The organism is Winogradskyella psychrotolerans, assembly GCF_018860545.1.
Taxonomy (GTDB): domain Bacteria; phylum Bacteroidota; class Bacteroidia; order Flavobacteriales; family Flavobacteriaceae; genus Winogradskyella; species Winogradskyella psychrotolerans_A.
In genome coordinates this window covers 379,333-394,291 of the sequence record NZ_JAHKPN010000011.1, presented here as the reverse complement: position 1 = coordinate 394,291, position 14,959 = coordinate 379,333, and the positions used below count along the sequence as shown (strand labels likewise).

Genomic DNA, 14,959 nt, shown 5'->3' with positions numbered 1-14,959 from the left:
AACAGAAAATTTAAAATTTGAAACCATATAAATTTATATTATCAGGAGGAGGAACCGGAGGACATATTTATCCTGCGGTTGCGATTGCAGACGAGTTAAAGTTGCGCTATCCTGATGCTAAATTTTTATTTGTTGGAGCTTCGGACCGCATGGAAATGGACAAAGTGCCGCAAGCTGGTTATGAGATTGAAGGGTTATGGATTTCTGGAATTCAACGCAAATTAACTTTAAGAAATTTGGCATTCCCATTGAAGTTGGTAAGTAGTTTATTGCGCTCGCGTAAAATTGTAAATACATTTAAGCCAGATGTTGTAATTGGAACAGGGGGATTCGCAAGTGGACCGTTATTGCATGTAGCTTCGTCAAAAGGAGTGCCGAGCTTAATACAGGAGCAGAATTCGTTTCCTGGTATTACGAATAAGTTACTCGCGAAAAAAGTGAATACAATCTGTGTGGCTTATGAGGGTTTGGATAAGTTTTTTCCGAAAGACAAAATTAGACTCACAGGAAATCCAATTCGAAAGGATTTGTTAGAGGTTAAGGATAAAAATATTGAAGGCAAGGATGCTTTTAAGTTAAAACATAATAAGCAAACACTATTAGTTTTAGGTGGGAGTTTGGGAGCGAGACGTATCAATCAGCTTATAGAGGCGAATATTGCGTTTTTTGAAGAGCGAGATGTTCAAGTGGTTTGGCAATGCGGAAAATTGTATTACGATCAGTATAAGCAATATAATGAACTGCAGAATATACAAGTACACGCATTTTTAAACCAAATGGATTTAGCTTATGCTGCAGCGGATGTCATCATTTCTAGAGCCGGAGCGATATCAGTTTCAGAATTGTGTATTGTAGGAAAACCGGTGATTTTTGTGCCATCACCAAATGTGGCGGAAGATCATCAAACTAAAAATGCTCAATCCGTAGCGGATAAAAATGCTGCGATTTTAATTAGAGAAAAAGATTTAGATGCTGATTTTCAAACTGAATTTTCCGATTTAATATCTAACGAAGACAAACGAAAAGAATTAAGTAAAAATATACAAGCTTTGGCTTTGGTTAATGCTACTAATGCTATTGTTGATGAAGTTGAAAACTTAATAAATAATAAATGAATTTCGATAACCTAAATAACGTTTATTTTATTGGCATCGGTGGCATCGGAATGAGTGCGATTGCGCGTTATTTTGTGGCTAATGGTAAGCAAGTGGCTGGTTATGATAAAACGCCAACGGACATCACGAATTCGCTTGAAGATTTAGGGGTAAATATTCATTTTGAAGATAATATTGAAAAAGTTTCAAGTGCATTTTTAAACCCTGAAAACACACTTGTTGTTTATACACCTGCGATTCCAAAGGGGCATTCAGAATTCGATTATTTTAAAGCAAATGATTTTAATGTTTTAAAGCGTTCTGCAGTTTTAGGAGAAATCACAAAGCAAACCATTTGTTTAGCGATTGCGGGAACACATGGTAAAACAACGACAACGAGTATTTTAGGACATTTGTTGAATGTGTGTAATGTGCCTGTTACAGCTTTTTTAGGAGGCATAAGTGAGAATTATAATTCTAATTTAATTATCAACGGAACAGATGTTACAGTGGTTGAAGCTGATGAATTTGACCGGTCATTTTTAACCTTATCGCCAGATTTAGCTTGTATTACTTCTATGGATGCCGACCATTTAGATATTTATGGCAATGCGGAAGAGTTAGTGAAAACCTTTAAGGATTTTTCAGAATGTATAAAACCAAGTGGGAAGTTATTTGTTAAAAATGGACTGCCATTAAAGGGAATCACTTACGGCATAGAAGATGATGCCGATTATAGTGCGCAAAATATTTCTATTGAAAATGGGAGCTACGTCTTTGATGTGAAAACACCAAAAGGTATTCAAAAAGGCTTTAAATTTAGTTTGCCAGGACGACACAATTTATCGAATGCTATTATCGCTATAGCAATGGCTGTAGAATATGGGTGTACGTATGCTGATTTGATGACAGGACTGGAAACGTACAAAGGAGTGAAACGTAGATTTACCTATCACATTAGAACGGAGGATTTAGTATTTATAGATGATTATGCTCATCACCCCGAAGAAATAAATGCTGTACATCAAGCGGTTAGGGAGATGTATCCCGGTAAAAAGGTATTGGCTATTTTTCAACCGCATTTATTCAGTAGAACCAGAGATTTTGTAAATGAGTTTGCAGAAAGTCTTTCTAAATTCGATGAATTATTGCTATTGGATATCTATCCTGCAAGAGAATTACCGATAGAAGGAGTAACGTCAAAATGGTTGTTAGAAAAGATTAAAAATCCGAATAAAAAAATAATTCAAAAATCACATTTAATTGATGAAATAAAAAAATCTAATGCCCAAATTGTATTGACTATTGGAGCAGGAGATATTGGAGCTGAAGTTAAACATATAAAAGAAGCGTTTTATGTCAAAAATTAATTTCAACTATATTAAAATCATAGGATTAATTGTTTTGGTGGGCTTTTTGTTCGCGTTTTCAAATCAAAGAAATAAGACACGAAAAGTTAGTGGGCCAAACATCACATTTTTAGGCGAAAACAAATTATTTATTACAGATGTGAATGTTAGTAAATTGTTAATAGTAAATCAAGAACCTGTTTCGCAGCAATCCAAAGAAATTATAGATTTGAATAAATTAGAATCTGCCCTGAAATCTAATCCAATGATCAAGGAAGCGGAGGTGTTCATGTCAGTAAATGGGGCGCTTTCGGCTGAAATTGAACAAAAAAAACCTATTGCAAGAGTGAACACAAAAGTGTCGTATTATATCGATGATGAAGGTGGATATATGCCTCTGTCTCATAATTACGCTGCAAGAGTGCCACTTGTTACCGGAAATATTAACAAAAATAACCTCGAAAAAGTCTTTAAATTTGCAAAAGCTGTAGATGAAGATGATTTTTTAAAGAAACATGTCATTGAGATTCGTCAGAACGACGATGATACCATTGATTTTAAAATTAGAAAAAGTGATTTTACGGTTCATTTAGGAACTTTAAAACAACTCGATAAGAAGATAAACAATTTTAAGGCATTTTATCAAAAGGCTTTTAAAGACCAAATTTTAGATCATTATGCATTAGTGAATTTAAAATTTGACAAACAAGTTATTTGCACCAAAAAGTAAACTATGGACAAACAAAACATTTCGGTAGGTCTAGATATAGGAACCACAAAAATTGTGGCCATGATTGGTCGTAAAAACGAGTACGATAAAGTTGAAATTTTAGGTTTAGGCAAAGCTAAAAGTATGGGAGTGCATCGTGGTGTGGTTAATAATATTACACAGACGATTCAATCCATTCAACAAGCTGTTCAAGAAGCTGAAGCGGCATCAGGTGAGAAAATTGAAGATGTAACCGTTGGTATTGCCGGTCAGCATATTCGAAGTTTGCAACATAGTGATTATATCACGCGCCCAAATTCGGATATGGTTATCGATGAAGAAGATATTGATCGTTTAATCAATCAGGTGCATAAATTGGTAATGCTTCCAGGTGAAGAGATTATTCATGTACTACCTCAAGAATTCAAGATCGATGGTCAGGCTGAAATTACAGAGCCAATTGGTATGTATGGAGGTCGTTTAGAAGCGAATTTTCACGTTGTCGTAGGTCAGGTATCATCGATTAGAAATGTTGGTCGTTGTATAAAAAGTGCAGGTTTAAATTTAGAAGGTATCACTTTAGAACCTTTAGCATCTGCTAATGCAGTGTTGAGTAGAGAAGAGAAAGAAGCTGGTGTTGCTTTGATTGATATAGGTGGTGGGACCACGGATTTAGCCGTTTTTAAAGATGGTATTATTCGTCATACGGCAGTCATTCCTTTTGGTGGAGGTGTCATTACGGAAGATATAAAGGAAGGGTGTTCAATTATTGAAAAACAAGCCGAACTTTTAAAAGTAAAGTTTGGATCCGCATGGCCAGGAGAAAATAAGGATAATGAAATTGTATCAATTCCTGGGTTAAGAGGAAGAGAGCCAAAGGAAATCACCTTAAAGAATTTGTCTAAAATCATTCACGCCAGAGTTGTGGAGATCATTGAACAAGTTTATGTTGAAATAAAAAATTACGGTCACGAAGAGCAAAAGAAAAAACTCATTGGAGGTATCGTTTTAACCGGTGGAGGCTCTCAATTAAAGCATTTAAAGCAATTAGTAGAATATATCACGGGAATGGATACCAGAATTGGCTATCCAAATGAGCATTTAGCAGGAGATAGTGATGAGGATATTGCAAGTCCGTTATACGCTACAGCAGTAGGGTTGGTCATGGATGGTTTAAAACGTCAGGAGCGTAAAAAAGTTGAGGCTATTGAAGAAGAGATAGTCATTGAAAATGAAGCAGAAGAATTGCAAGAGTCAGAACCAGAAGTCGTGGCACCAGAGCCTGTAAAAGAACGCCGTTCGTTTTTAGATAAATTAACGGAGCGTGTTAAGGATTTTTTGGATAATGCCGAATAGAAAATAATAAGTTAAAACTGTAGGGACAGCTTTTGAGTTGGCCCTACTTATAAAGAAAAGAATAATAGTTAATCCATAATATATGAGTAGTAGCAACGAATTTGGAAACATTTCATTTGATTTGCCAAAACATCAATCAAACGTCATCAAAGTCATTGGTGTCGGTGGAGGTGGTAGTAATGCCATCAATCACATGTTTCAACAAGGAATAAAAGGAGTCGATTTTGTAATCTGTAATACAGATTCACAAGCACTTCAAAATAGTGGTGTTCCAAATAAAATACAATTAGGCGTTAATTTAACCGAAGGGTTAGGTGCAGGAGCGAATCCAGATGTAGGAGAAGAAGCCGCTGTAGAAAGTTTAGAAGACATTCGTAGAATGTTAGATACCAATACAAAGATGGTGTTTATTACTGCCGGAATGGGTGGTGGTACAGGAACAGGAGCAGCACCAGTCATCGCAAAAATGGCGAAGGAACTTGATATTCTTACTGTTGGAATTGTAACGATGCCGTTTCAGTTTGAAGGTAAAATGCGTAATGCACAAGCCCAACGCGGTATCGAAAAATTACGTTCTCATGTAGATTCGTTAGTGGTAATTAATAATAATAAACTTCGTGAAGTTTATGGGAATCTTGGATTTAAAGCTGGTTTCTCTAAAGCAGATGAGGTGTTATCAACAGCATCACGAGGGATTGCGGAAGTTATAACACATCACTATACTCAGAATATTGATTTACGTGATGCGAAAACGGTATTAAGTAATAGTGGAACAGCCATTATGGGATCTGCCACTGCTTCTGGCCAAACAAGAGCGCAAGAAGCTATTATGAGCGCTTTAGATTCACCATTACTCAATGATAATAAAATTACAGGAGCTAAAAACGTATTGTTGCTAATCGTTTCAGGTTCTCAAGAAATTACTATTGATGAGATCGGTGAAATTAACGATCATATTCAAACTGAAGCCGGATTTGGAGCCAATATAATTATGGGTGTTGGTGAAGATGAAGATTTACAAGAATCTATTTCTGTAACGATTATCGCTACAGGATTTGACTTAGATCAACAAAATGAAATTTCTAATACGGAGACTAAAAAAGTAATTCATGCTTTAGGTGAAACTAATGATAGCGGCACTAAAGAAAAGGAGCCTGCTATTATCACTCCAGATATCGTTTTGGAAAAAGAAAAAGAAGCACCAGTTGTTCGTCATACACTAATTGAAGAAGACGTTGAAGAAGAGCCAAAAGCTGAAGATTCTAATGGAACAAACTTAATTGCTACTACAGACTTCTTAAAAAACATGAATGTAGTTTATGATGAAGTTTTAGATACAAAGCCAGAAGCTACAATTGAACCTGAAGACTTTGTTATTACGCCAATAGTCAATAAAGCAGAACCAATAGAAGAGGTTCATGAAGAGCAAATCACATTTTCATTCGATTTGCCAATTGCAAATAAGGAGCCTGAAAAAGAGGAAGAGCCGAAAGCTGAAGAAGGCAAAATGTTCTTTAGTTTGGATGAAGATGTAAAGGATATTGATGTTAATGAGCCTGTAGAAATTATAGCTGTAACTGAAGTTAATGAGCAAGGTGAAAAACGATATGCCTTAGATGATTTTGAGCCATTTCACTCTTCTATTAATACAAAAAAGGAAAAAGCAGAAGTAAAGGAAGATATTGTTTTCGAAAAGAAAACAATTCCTATGGAGGATAGTAAAGTATCGCCAGAAGAAGAGATAGACCCTATGAACAGTCCAATCTCTGAAATGCTTATAGCTCGAGCTGATGAGCGTCGAAAAAGAATGAAAGATTTCAATTATAAGTTTAATGATGCTAAAATAAATGAAATCGAAAAAGTACCAGCTTACAAAAGACAAGGTGTTAATTTAGAGGATGCACAACATTCATCTGAAACAAAAGCGTCTAGAATGTCTGTTGGAACAGATGAGAACGACGATATTCAATTAAGAAGTAATAATTCATTCTTACACGATAATGTAGATTAATAGCGAGTTGAATTTATTGTGATTTATCACTAAAGACTAGCCCAAAAAGTAGTACTAACTTTTTGGGCTTTTTGTTTCATAAAATTTTTAAAGGTATCTGTTATTCTTTTGTAAGCTAAGAGGAACTTTTACTATCTTCGCAGTCTTATTTAAAGCAACAAGATTATGAGTTTACAAGTAGACATAATGACTGCTATGAAAGCAGCAATGAAAGAAAAGAATCAGACAGCTTTGGCTGCTTTACGAGCAGTAAAATCAGAAATATTGTTAGCACAAACTGCAACGGGATCAAAAGAAGAGATTTCTGAAGATGAGGAAATAAAGATCTTATCAAAAATGGTAAAGCAACGTAAAGACAGTGCAGCCATATTTTTGGAGCAAAATCGTAATGATTTGGCAGAACCAGAACTAGCACAAGCAGAAATAATTAGTCAGTTTTTACCAGCACAACTTTCTGAGGAAGACATTACAGTTGAGGTGATGAAGGCAATAGCTGCAACAGGTGCTGAAGGCATGAAAGATATGGGTAAAGTAATGGGTATTGTCAGCGGAAAATTAGCAGGACAAGCCGATGGTAAAACAATTTCTAATATTGTTAAGGCTAAATTGTCCTAAGATAATAATAGATTCCTGTTTATATAGGAATATGGCTGCGTAGTTCAACTGGATAGAATATCAGATTTCGGCTCTGAGGGTTGGGGGTTCGAATCCCTTCGCGGTCACGAATAAATAGTTTCAAAAGAAAAAACGCCAAGCTCGCTTGAGCGTTTTTTTGTTGACACTATTTTCAAAGCGGAGCTTTAAGGGATGCGCAGCAATCCTTTAAAGCTCTGTTTTGTAATGAATAAGAGCTATTGCAAGCTCGCTTGAGCGTTTTTTTGTTGAAACTATTTTCAAAGCGGAGCTTTAAGGGATGCGCAGCAATCCTTTAATCTTTGTTTTATTTTGAACAATAGCTATTTCATTTAGAATTAGATTACACAGATTGTAATTCAAAATAATTTAACATTCATTTTGTAGTAGATTACCTTATTATAGATTTAATTTGTAGGATATTCTTAAATAGACAATGTTTAAAACGCTTTTTAATATTATTTTAATTGTTGTTGGCTTTGCTACTTCTGTGCATGCTAACGACTTTCAATTATTAAATAGCGCTACTGAACAGGTGGTTGTTGACACCGAAGGTGAAGTGTACGCTTTGTCACCAACACATCGTCAATATTTTGATGTTCAAAAGGAACAACTGAGTATTGTATCTACGAATAATTTAGAACCTTCACCATCAGAAGAAATTTCTGTATTAAATGCTGGTCTTTTAAGTCGTGGCAATTATCTAATTTCACTTCTACGTTCGCAATTTGTTATAGCAGAACATCGTAATGTTATTCAAATTCATTTAAGGGAAATTCTTTTTCCATTTCACTCTTTTTGGTAAAATAAGTGTAAAACCATTTTTATTTTCTACAATTTCTAACAAGAAATGGTATAACGCATCATTTAAAATGATGTCTGTTTATGGCTTTAAATGCCGTATCAATTTTTACACGTTACATTATTATCATAAAACTCAAATATCATGGGAACAGGATTATTTATTATCGATGCGGTTATAATCGCAATCGTTATTTTACCGTTTGTCTTATTTATAAACGGAAGCAAAAAAAGAAAACGAAAATTACGCAATGCACTTCAAGATGAAGCTGCACAACACAACTGTAAATTAAGTGAAGTAGAGGTACACAGTAACTTTGCCTTAGGTTTGGATACCACCGGAGAAAATTTATTTTTTTATAAAGAAACAGAGGATTCCGCTTTTGTACAGACTGTTAATTTGAAAGCTATAGCGTCTTGTAAGTTTATTAAAGAAACGAAACGCACTAAAGATAAAACGAAGGGCTACCACGTTATTGATTCTATTCAATTATCATTTGTACATCAAAATTTAAAAGATGTCACCAACTTAGTACTTTATAATAATGACGATGAAATGACTTTAAATAATGAAATTGCTCTAGGTCAAAAATGGCAAGAAAAGATAAGTGGGCTTTTGGGAACAAAAGTTAAGTCGGTGTTGTTGGAAAAGGACAAACAAGTAGTGCAGCTTAAATAAATTAGGTTAGAAATGAAAACCTTCTTTCAAAATTGAATTGTGAAAGAAGGTTTTTTTTATCATCAACTCAAAGTTGATTCAAACGTGATTAGTCATTTTTGAATTTAGCTGTTAATTTCAACATTTTTTCGCTGAGGCTAAACAGCCAATACAATTGTTCCCAAATTAAATGTGCTTCTTTGTGTGAATGTTCACTGTCATATTGCGAAATAGCATCATTAGTCATTCGATTAATAGGAAAATTAAAAGGTTCAGGTGTGAAAACGGCATCACTAATTTGAGAGTCTTTAAAATTTATTGTTTTTAATTGCGCGCAGACTTTGTTTAGGTTATCAGTAATTTTCTCTGTAATGAGTCTGAAATCCTCAGAAGCCTCAGTCGTTACATGATTTTGAATAAAAGTATTTAAAGAGGCTAACGACGATAAAAACGTATGGTTAAGTACAACAAGCTCATAAATATCGTCTACATGGTTTTGTTTAGATTCTGGTTCTTGAGCCATTCGCTGAAACGCAGAACTTAAATTAGACATATGCAGAAAGGCTTCTTTTCTATTTACTTTTAAACTTGTTGGGACACTCCCTTTTTTCTGGTAATAGGTACAAATAGATTTAAAAAAGGCTGTATTGGCTTTTAAACTATCTTTAATATTGTCTCCAATTTCCATAAAGGACCAAGCCGGCCAAAGCCAACGCATTGTAGTATAAGACAGTGCGGCACCAATTAGCGTATCGATGACTCTAAATTGAATGACCTTTAAAATATCGGGTTGTAGTATGGCATAAATGAAGATGACACTGAGCGTAATAAAGGTTGCTGAGGCTTTATAGTTTTTCTGCACCATAGAAAATGCAACAACTAATGATAGTATCCCTAATATACCATAAATGTAGGGGTCGTTAATAATGAATACTAAGCCTGCAGCTAAAACAGCTCCTATCAATGTGCCAATTATTCGGTCTTGTGAGCGCGTTTTTGTAAGTCCGTAACTTGGCCGCATTATCACAATGACCGTAAGTATAATCCAATACGGATTTTGAAAGTCGAAAAACAAGCCAATGCCATAACCTAACATTACGGCAACCGCCAATCGTAACGAATGCTTAAAAATAGTAGACCTAAAGCTGAGGTTTCTAAGGATTAATTTAGGATTGTAATCTTGAGAATTGATAAAGCGCTTTAGTTTATCATTTTTGATATAATCGTCTGATGATAATTCGGGATTACCCAATAGCCATTTGATCTTATTTATTTTCTCAAATTGTTTTTTTTGATAATCTAATAAATTTTGAAGCATTAAATAGCGTTCATAATCTTCAAGGTGATCTTCGTTTTTGAATTTTAGGATGTTGTTTTCAAGTGTTTTAAGAGCGTCAGAAAGCACTTTATTGGATGGAAATAACTTCGAATTATTAATGTTGTGAGCTATACAACGTAATTGAAGTGAGAATTCAGTTATTAACTGCTGAAAATCTTTTTTAAATTCTGGATGTTTTTCAAAAAGGACATCCATTTTAGTGTAATTCACAGGATTTGCCACTGCCGTTTCTAGAATTTCTACTAACTGGACAAATACTAATAAGCGTCTACTTTGATAGTTCGATTTCCCTGAGCTTTTTCGCGATAAAATTAAGATTTCACGCAAGGTTTGGTGGTGTTCATTTAATTCACTTTGTAAGGTCATGAGTTGCGTTTGCAAATCTTCTCTGTTCGGTTGTTCACCAATAAGCTGTCTTCTGATGTCTAAGAAATCGGCTGTACGTATAAAGGTTTGATGTAATGCTTCTTCGGTTTGAGCTTTTGGATTAATTTTAAACCATAAGGTAGAGAGCAATAAGTACCAAATACCACCAACACCTATTAATAATGCATATTGATAGACTTCTAAGTTTTCGGAGGTATGTGCAAAACTTAATACCAAAGCCAATAACCCTGAAAAACTAATCAGTGAGGCTCTAAAACCATAGATGGAAATAAAAGCAATACTAAACGTTAAAAATCCTAATATTGGGAACAGTAAGTAATTTGAAATGTTGAGGTAGCCACCAATAAAACTAATTATTACAACTAAAATGGCCGAAAACAGAATTCCAACTTGCTTGTGCTTTAAGCGACCACTAACATCACTTGGTGAGCACCAAAATGAACCAAAGCATAGGGCAAGTCCAATTTCAAATTGGTCAGTTGCGATACCCAAAACTATTGGCACAGTAACCGCAATACCAATTAAAATGGCTTTAGAAAAGCTAGTGCTTTTAAAGAATTCTAATAATTCTTTAGCATGTTTTGAGATTATAGCTAAAATGGGATTAGTGATTTTATAGTTAGAGACAAAGATACGATTTGAATGGGAAGGGCATTTTTTTAAGCCTAACAATTCAGATAAAAATAAAAGCTGTTAATTTTCAGTGTATTGAAAATTAACAGCTTAAAAAAGATAAGAAGTCTTTATATTACTTCATAATACGTGTCAATTGAAAAAACTTTTGGTAGTCTTGAGGTATCGTATCAATGTTTAACAACGAACCTTCTTCAATTGGTGGGTAAATATCGTGATATGTTTTTACGTCATAAAGCCCAACCCTCTTGCTGATATGATCGCGTGTTAATTCAGCCGGACTATTAAGTCCTGCTGCAGCAACAAGCTCAAGGAAACTATGAATTGTAGCTTCGTGATAGCGTTTTGCTCGTGGTGCTTTATCTTCAACTACTAATCCTTTTACCAGAGATGGATTTTGTGTAGCAACACCAACAGGGCACGTATTAGTATTACATTGTAATGCTTGTATACAGCCAATTGAAAGCATCATGGCACGTGCGCTATTGCAGCCATCTGCACCTAAAGCTAATGCTCTTGCCATGTGGAAACCTGTAATGATTTTACCAGCAACAATGACTTTAATATCTTTTCGTAAGTTGAATCCAACTAAGGTGTCATGGACAAAAATTAAGCCTTCACGTAAAGGCATTCCCATGGAGTTAGAAAATTCTACAGGAGCAGCTCCAGTTCCACCTTCACCACCATCTACGGTGATAAAATCGGGTAGAATTTTTGTGTAAATCATAGCTTCACAAAAATCCATAAATTCTTGTTTTCTACCTAGACATAACTTAAAACCAATTGGTTTTCCCTCGGAAAGATCTCTGAGCTTTTTTATAAAGTACATAAACTGAATTGGGTCAGAAAATGCAGAGTGTGATGGAGGCGAGTGTACCGCAATTCCAGGTTTTACGTGTCTGATACGTGCAATTTCTTCGGTGTTTTTTGACGCTGGTAAGATACCACCATGACCCGGTTTTGCACCTTGAGATAATTTAATCTCAATCATCTTAACCTCAGGTCTCAAAGCATTTTCTCTAAAGGTAACTTCGTTAAACGTACCATCGTCATTTCTACATCCAAAATAACCGGTTCCTATTTGCCAAATTAAATCGCCACCATGCTCTAAATGATAATCACTAATAGCTCCTTCCCCTGTGTTATGCGCAAATTTTCCCATTTTGGCACCTTTGTTTAATGCTAAAACAGCATTATTACTTAGAGATCCAAAACTCATCGCGGAAATATTCAATAAACTTGAAGAATAGGGTTGCTTACAGTCTTTTCCGCCAATGATTAAACGAGGAACTTCACCAATGTTTTTTGGGTTAGTTTTTGCGTACATAGAATGCTCTAACCACTCGTAACCAGAATGGTAAAGGTCCATTTGTGTCCCAAAAGGTTCCGTGTCATTTTCTCCTTTAGCACGTCTATAAATTAAAGATCGTAAAATACGATTAAGCGGTCGGCCTTCAGTATCGGTTTCAACAAAATACTGCATAATCTCTGGACGTATAGACTCTAAAATATATCTAAACCGTCCTATTAATGGGAAATTTCGTCTTATGGTATGGGAGGTTTGAAAAATATCGAAAAGTCCCATAATTACAAGCGGACCCACAAGTAGGAATACCCATAAAATAGGTTGCCATAAAAACGCTATCCCAACAATCGCTAAAACTACTATTGTGGAAATTAGAATAAAATACTCACGAACTTTCATAGTGGTAATTTTAAAATGAATTAATTGGCAAAGATAGGGTTACCCAATCAAATAATAAATTAAAATTGTGTAGTTTGCCTTTTTGGGTTAATTTAATTTTTAAATCGATAATTATATAAAATGGATTTTAAAGATTTCTTAAAATCTAGAACAAATAAAACCGATGTTGTTTATTATAAATGTCGGGAACTCTGAAGAATTTAATCCTACAAATGTAAAAGTTGTACGTATTGGTATTTAATAGCTGAATAAATAATCTTAACTTAACAAAGCACAAATGAATTGAACTATGAATTGGATTTTACTCGGGGAAATTGCTTACATACTTTTAGTGATCTTTGTTGTTTTAAGAGTATTGCATGATACGCGGAGTAGTACAAAAACCTTGGCGTACATCTTATTCACTATTTTTGTTCCTTTTATTGGTATGTTTTTTTATTTTTCGTTTGGAATTAATTACCGAAAGCGAAAACTATACAGTAAAAAACTCAATTTAGATGAACCAATTCGCGAAGACATCAGAAATAGGCTGCATGCGTATTCTGAATTGATACATAATTCTGGGATAATTGCAGACAGACATAAAAACTTAATCGAATATATTCGTCGTTCTAGTAGTAGCCCACTTACGGCAAATAACGATGTAACAGTATTGGTAAATGGGGAAGAAAAGTTTCCAGCGTTATTAGAAGCAATTGAAAATGCGATGTCTCACATTCACATTGAGTACTATATTTATGAGAATGATATTACCGGAAATGACGTTGCTGAACTTTTAATAAAAAAAGCAAATGAAGGTGTAGAGGTCCGTTTTTTGTATGATGACTTTGGAAGTCATAGTTTAGGAAAGTCGTTCATAAAAAAATTAAACGATGCAGGCGTGCAAACAGCACCATTCTATAAAATTAAATGGTACGCACTGGCTAACCGACTCAATTATAGAAATCATAGGAAGATTGTAATTGTTGATGGTTCGGTTAGTTTCATTGGTGGTATTAATATCAGTGATAGATACCGAAACGATTTACAGAAAGAAAACCATTTATTTTGGAGAGACACACATTTGCAAATTAAAGGCCAGGCAACAGCTAGTTTACAGTATTTATTTCTTTGTGATTGGAATTTTTGTAGCATTAAACCTATGGCGTTTTCAGAAGTTTATTTTCCAGATCATACAAAACAAGGCTCCATAGAAAAGGATGTTGTTCAAATAGCTGCTTCAGGTCCAGATAGTACACAACCAGTTATTTTCTATTCATTGTTAGAAGCGATAAGTTCAGCGAAGCAAAGTATTTATATTACGACCCCTTATTTTATACCAGGCGAAAGTTTAATAGATGCGTTGATTATTGCGATACAAAGTGGGGTTGATGTAAAACTAATTATTCCGGGGATTTCAGACTCTAAAATGGTAAATGCTGCAGCTAGTGCTTACTATACGGAATTACTTCAGTATGGTGCAAAAATTTATAAATACCACAAGGGATTTGTTCATGCGAAAACGATAGTTATAGATGGTGATTTAGCAATTGTAGGTTCAGCCAATATGGATTATAGAAGTTTTGATCTTAATTTTGAAGTGAATGCCATGGTTTACAGTGAAATTATCGCCAAACAACTCACCAATGCGTTTGAAAAAGATTTAAAAGTCTCTCAGAAAATTAATGCGGAAGATTGGCTCAATAGACCAAAGTATATTCACTTATGGGAAAAAATGGTGAAATTATGGTCTCCGTTCTTATAATTTATTGCGTATGGTATTAGTATAAAATGAAGACATAAGAAAACAGATTCCGCTTTAATTTAAAGCAGAATCTGTTTCTTTGTAAACTTAAAAACATATTAAACATGAGAACAAGTCATTATACCAATAGTAGGCTTAGCGATATTGGATTATTAATTTTAAGAGTATTTTTAGGATTGGGGATGTGTTTCGGTCACGGAATAGGAAAGTGGGAAAAGCTTTTTAGTGGAGAAGACATTCAATTTGCAGATCCTTTTGGCATTGGTGCAGTACCATCACTCGCGATGGCTGTTTTTGCTGAAGTTATTTGTAGTATGCTTTTAGCTTTAGGTTTATTAACTCGATGGGTATTAGTGCCATTAATAATTACGATGTTGGTCGCTGTATTCATTGTACATATTTCAGATGGTTTTGGTGTAATGGAAAAAGCGTTGCTTTATGGAATAGGTTATATCACTATTTTACTGACAGGACCAGGTAAGTTTTCTATTGACGCTTTTTTGAGACGTAGAAACAAATAATGTAACTATACAAGATGAA

At 34.6% G+C, this 14,959-nt stretch carries 12 protein-coding genes and 1 tRNA gene; 11 read left to right on the top strand and 2 right to left on the bottom strand.

The window, feature by feature from the left end; all coding sequences use genetic code 11:
• Positions 1-17: 17 nt before the first annotated feature.
• The 9 genes from murG (at position 18) to KO515_RS05150 (ending at position 8,632) form a co-directional block, all read left to right on the top strand.
• The gene (murG, locus tag KO515_RS05190; protein ID WP_215935311.1) at positions 18-1,115 is read left to right on the top strand and encodes an undecaprenyldiphospho-muramoylpentapeptide beta-N-acetylglucosaminyltransferase; all 1,098 of its coding nucleotides are present in this window, start codon (positions 18-20) and stop codon (positions 1,113-1,115) included.
• Positions 1,112-2,464 carry a UDP-N-acetylmuramate--L-alanine ligase gene (gene murC, locus KO515_RS05185; protein WP_215935310.1) on the top strand — a complete coding sequence of 451 codons (1,353 nt, stop codon included), beginning with the start codon at positions 1,112-1,114 and terminating at the stop codon, positions 2,462-2,464. The genes murG and murC overlap by 4 nt, the downstream gene beginning before the upstream one ends.
• On the top strand, positions 2,451-3,173 hold the full coding sequence (locus tag KO515_RS05180) for a cell division protein FtsQ/DivIB (protein WP_215935309.1): 723 nt from the start codon (positions 2,451-2,453) through the stop codon (positions 3,171-3,173). Before murC ends, KO515_RS05180 begins: the two co-directional genes overlap by 14 nt.
• A gap of 3 nt (positions 3,174-3,176) precedes the next feature.
• Positions 3,177-4,508: a cell division protein FtsA gene (gene ftsA / locus KO515_RS05175; protein ID WP_215935308.1), complete on the top strand. Its 1,332-nt coding sequence runs from the start codon at positions 3,177-3,179 to the stop codon at positions 4,506-4,508.
• A gap of 82 nt (positions 4,509-4,590) precedes the next feature.
• A complete protein-coding gene (gene ftsZ / locus KO515_RS05170; RefSeq protein WP_215935307.1) occupies positions 4,591-6,519 on the top strand; it encodes a cell division protein FtsZ in 1,929 nt (642 codons plus the stop codon).
• A 165-nt stretch (positions 6,520-6,684) separates the two neighbouring features.
• Complete coding sequence (locus KO515_RS05165; RefSeq protein WP_215935306.1) at positions 6,685-7,134, top strand: GatB/YqeY domain-containing protein; 450 nt, start codon at positions 6,685-6,687, stop codon at positions 7,132-7,134.
• Between the two features lie 33 nt (positions 7,135-7,167).
• Positions 7,168-7,241 (top strand) — tRNA-Arg (locus KO515_RS05160).
• A 347-nt stretch (positions 7,242-7,588) separates the two neighbouring features.
• Positions 7,589-7,957 carry a hypothetical protein gene (locus KO515_RS05155; protein WP_215935305.1) on the top strand — a complete coding sequence of 123 codons (369 nt, stop codon included), beginning with the start codon at positions 7,589-7,591 and terminating at the stop codon, positions 7,955-7,957.
• Positions 7,958-8,098: 141 nt separating this feature from the next.
• Complete coding sequence (locus tag KO515_RS05150) at positions 8,099-8,632, top strand: hypothetical protein (RefSeq protein ID WP_215935304.1); 534 nt, start codon at positions 8,099-8,101, stop codon at positions 8,630-8,632.
• A gap of 88 nt (positions 8,633-8,720) precedes the next feature.
• Here the strand turns inward: KO515_RS05150 and KO515_RS05145 are convergent, their stop codons facing one another.
• Positions 8,721-11,009 carry an FUSC family protein gene (locus KO515_RS05145; protein WP_252723781.1) on the bottom strand — a complete coding sequence of 763 codons (2,289 nt, stop codon included), beginning with the start codon at positions 11,007-11,009 and terminating at the stop codon, positions 8,721-8,723.
• 76 nt (positions 11,010-11,085) lie between these two features.
• Positions 11,086-12,675: an FMN-binding glutamate synthase family protein gene (locus KO515_RS05140; RefSeq protein WP_215935303.1), complete on the bottom strand. Its 1,590-nt coding sequence runs from the start codon at positions 12,673-12,675 to the stop codon at positions 11,086-11,088.
• A gap of 289 nt (positions 12,676-12,964) precedes the next feature.
• On the opposite strand from KO515_RS05140, the gene cls reads away from it, so the two are divergent.
• Positions 12,965-14,419: a cardiolipin synthase gene (gene cls, locus KO515_RS05135; RefSeq protein ID WP_215935302.1), complete on the top strand. Its 1,455-nt coding sequence runs from the start codon at positions 12,965-12,967 to the stop codon at positions 14,417-14,419.
• Between the two features lie 104 nt (positions 14,420-14,523).
• Positions 14,524-14,940: a DoxX family protein gene (locus KO515_RS05130; protein WP_215935301.1), complete on the top strand. Its 417-nt coding sequence runs from the start codon at positions 14,524-14,526 to the stop codon at positions 14,938-14,940.
• Positions 14,941-14,959: the final 19 nt, after the last annotated feature.

Bases quoted from the DNA above. Each gene is read 5' to 3' on its own strand.
- murC (WP_215935310.1), top strand. From the start codon at position 1,112: ATGAATTTCGATAACCTAAATAACGTTTATTTTATTGGCATCGGTGGC.
- KO515_RS05180 (WP_215935309.1), top strand. From the start codon at position 2,451: ATGTCAAAAATTAATTTCAACTATATTAAAATCATAGGATTAATTGTT.
- ftsA (WP_215935308.1), top strand. From the start codon at position 3,177: ATGGACAAACAAAACATTTCGGTAGGTCTAGATATAGGAACCACAAAA.
- ftsZ (WP_215935307.1), top strand. From the start codon at position 4,591: ATGAGTAGTAGCAACGAATTTGGAAACATTTCATTTGATTTGCCAAAA.
- KO515_RS05165 (WP_215935306.1), top strand. From the start codon at position 6,685: ATGAGTTTACAAGTAGACATAATGACTGCTATGAAAGCAGCAATGAAA.
- KO515_RS05155 (WP_215935305.1), top strand. From the start codon at position 7,589: ATGTTTAAAACGCTTTTTAATATTATTTTAATTGTTGTTGGCTTTGCT.
- KO515_RS05150 (WP_215935304.1), top strand. From the start codon at position 8,099: ATGGGAACAGGATTATTTATTATCGATGCGGTTATAATCGCAATCGTT.
- KO515_RS05140 (WP_215935303.1), bottom strand. From the start codon at position 12,675: ATGAAAGTTCGTGAGTATTTTATTCTAATTTCCACAATAGTAGTTTTA.
- cls (WP_215935302.1), top strand. From the start codon at position 12,965: ATGAATTGGATTTTACTCGGGGAAATTGCTTACATACTTTTAGTGATC.
- KO515_RS05130 (WP_215935301.1), top strand. From the start codon at position 14,524: ATGAGAACAAGTCATTATACCAATAGTAGGCTTAGCGATATTGGATTA.